Source organism: Sphingomonas sp. FG14, from assembly GCF_057809675.1.
The window spans coordinates 2,501-5,564 of record NZ_JBMDKK010000045.1 but is presented as its reverse complement, the minus strand read 5'-3'; the positions used below and the strand labels follow the sequence as shown (position 1 = coordinate 5,564).

Genomic DNA, 3,064 nt, shown 5'->3' with positions numbered 1-3,064 from the left:
TTGTGAATGGGTTCTTGTTTGTAACAAATCCGTCTTGCGCCTGCTGCAAAGCCTGGCGGCGACCTACTCTTCCAGCGCTTAAGCGATAGTACCATCGGCGCAGACAGGTTTCACGGCCGAGTTCGAGATGGGATCGGGTGGGTCACTGACGCTATGGCCACCAAGCTATGAAGCAGGCGCAAGCGGATTGTTCTTAAAAATCGATACCGTGCACTTGGACCAAATTCATTGGGCTGCGTTTGATTATCCGTTCCGCAATGATCAGCCAGGGCTGTCATTGATGGTGGAACTCTCGAACGCGAATAGAGCAATTAGTATTGGTTAGCTCCACGCATTACTGCGCTTCCACATCCAATCTATCAACGTCGTGGTCTTCGACGGCTCTATGAAATCTTATCTTGAGGGAGGCTTCCCGCTTAGATGCTTTCAGCGGTTATCCCGTCCATACATAGCTACCCTGCTGCACCGTTGGCACGATGACAGGTCCACCAGAGGTATGTTCAACCCGGTCCTCTCGTACTAGGGTCAACTCCTCTCAAATTTCGACGCCCACGGCAGATAGGGACCAAACTGTCTCGCGACGTTCTGAACCCAGCTCACGTACCACTTTAATTGGCGAACAGCCAAACCCTTGGGACCTGCTCCAGCCCCAGGATGTGATGAGCCGACATCGAGGTGCCAAACAACCCCGTCGATATGAGCTCTTGGGGGTTATCAGCCTGTTATCCCCGGCGTACCTTTTATCCGTTGAGCGATGGCCCTTCCACGAGGGACCACCGGATCACTATGACCGACTTTCGTCTCTGCTCGACTCGTCAGTCTCGCAGTCAGGCTGGCTTATGCCATTGCACTCTAACAGACGGTTTCCAACCGTCCTGAGCCAACCTTCGCGCGCCTCCGTTACTCTTTAGGAGGCGACCGCCCCAGTCAAACTACCCGCCACAGAGGGTCCCTGCACCGGATAACGGTGCGAGGTTAGACATCAGAAAACAACAGGGTGGTATTTCACCTTTGGCTCCACCAGGGCTGGCGCCCCGGCTTCAAAGCCTCCCACCTATGCTACACAATTCTTTCCTAATGCCACTCTGAAGCTGCAGTAAAGGTGCACGGGGTCTTTCCGTCTAACCGCGGGTACTCCGCATCTTCACGGAGAATTCAATTTCGCTGAGCATGTACTGGAGACAGTGGGGAAGTCGTTACGCCATTCGTGCAGGTCGGAACTTACCCGACAAGGAATTTCGCTACCTTAGGACCGTTATAGTTACGGCCGCCGTTTACTGGGGCTTCAATTCGGAGCTTGCACCCCTCCTCTTAACCTTCCAGCACCGGGCAGGCGTCAGACCCTATACGTCGTCTTGAAGCCGACTTAGCAGAGTCCTGTGTTTTTGCTAAACAGTCGCTACCCCCTGGCCTGTGCCCCCCACAAAAAGTTGCCTTAATGTGGGGCCTCCTTCTTCCGAAGGTACGGAGGCAATTTGCCGAGTTCCTTCAGTACACTTCTCTCAAGCGCCTTGGTATACTCTACCAGACCACCTGTGTCGGTTTCGGGTACGGTCTATACGGTGGGGCTATTTCCTGGAACCTCTTCGAAGCCAGACCAATCCGATAAGGACTGACAACTTACGAGATCCGTCACACACCACCAGGCCCACGAATATTAACGTGGTTCCCATCGACTACCCCCTTCGGGCTCGTCTTAGGGGCCGGCTCACCCTGCTCAGATTAGCTTTAAGCAGGAACCCTTGGTCTTTCGGCGAGAGGGCATCTCACCCTCTTTATCGCTACTCATGTCTGCATTCGCACTTCCGATACCTCCACCGTCGGTTACCCTTCGGCTTCGCAGGCTTACGGAACGCTCCGCTACCGCGTGTAGTAAACTACACACCCTAAGCTTCGGCACGTATCTTGAGCCCCGTTACATCTTCGCCGCAGGACCTCTTATTTAGACCAGTGAGCTGTTACGCTTTCTTTAAAGGATGGCTGCTTCTAAGCCAACCTCCTGGTTGTTTTGGAAGTCCCACATGCTTTCCCACTTAGATACGATTTGGGGGCCTTAGCTGTAGGTCAGGGCTGTTTCCCTTTTGACGACGGACCTTAGCACCCGCCGTCTGTCTCCTGGATATTACTCGTTGGTATTCGGAGTTTGGTTAGGTTTGGTAGATCTCGCGACCCCCTAGCCCATCCAGTGCTCTACCCCCAACGGTATTCGTCCAAGGCTCTACCTCAATAGATTTCGCGGAGAACCAGCTATTTCCCGGCTTGATTGGCCTTTCACCCCTAAACACAACTCATCCGATAATTTTTCAACATTAAACGGTTCGGTCCTCCAGTGGGTGTTACCCCACCTTCAACCTGGTCATGCCTAGATCGCCGGGTTTCGGGTCTAATGCATCAAACTCAGTCGCCCTATTAAGACTCGCTTTCGCTGCGCCTACACCTATCGGCTTAAGCTTGCTTGATACACTAAGTCACAGACCCATTATGCAAGAGGTACGCTGTCACCCCCTATGGGGCTCCAACTGCTTGTAAGCATTCGGTTTCAGGTACTGTTTCACTCCCCTCATCGGGGTGCTTTTCACCTTTCCCTCACGGTACTAGTTCGCTATCGGTCATGCACGAGTATTTAGGCTTGGAGGGTGGTCCCCCCATGTTCAGACAGGGTTTCACGTGCCCCGCCCTACTCGAGTCCTCATCCATCACTTTCGCATACGGGGCTATCACCCGCTATGGCGCTACTTTCCAGAAGCTTCTGCTAGTTGAAGATGAGGCACTGGCCTGGTCCGCGTTCGCTCGCCACTACTAACGGAATCTCGGTTGATGTCTTTTCCTCCGGTTACTGAGATGTTTCAGTTCTCCGGGTTCGCTTCACCAAAGCTATTTTATTCACTAAGGTGATATCCTTTCCCATTTAACTCGAACACTGATTGCTCAGCATTGGAATTAAATGGTGAGGATGGGTTTCCCCATTCGGAAATCGTCGGGTCACAGGTTGCTCACACCTCACCGACGCTTATCGCAGCGTGCCACGTCCTTCATCGCCTGTGCATGCCAAGGCATCCACCAA

The 3,064-nt window shown here is 53.1% G+C and carries 2 rRNA genes (1 of these 2 only partly in view); both read right to left on the bottom strand.

Features of this window, described 5'->3' with window-relative positions:
- Positions 1-50: 50 nt before the first annotated feature.
- Positions 51-165, bottom strand: a 5S ribosomal RNA gene (gene rrf / locus ACODTA_RS30170).
- 126 nt (positions 166-291) lie between these two features.
- Positions 292-3,064, bottom strand: a 23S ribosomal RNA gene (locus tag ACODTA_RS30165); it runs 20 nt beyond the window's last position.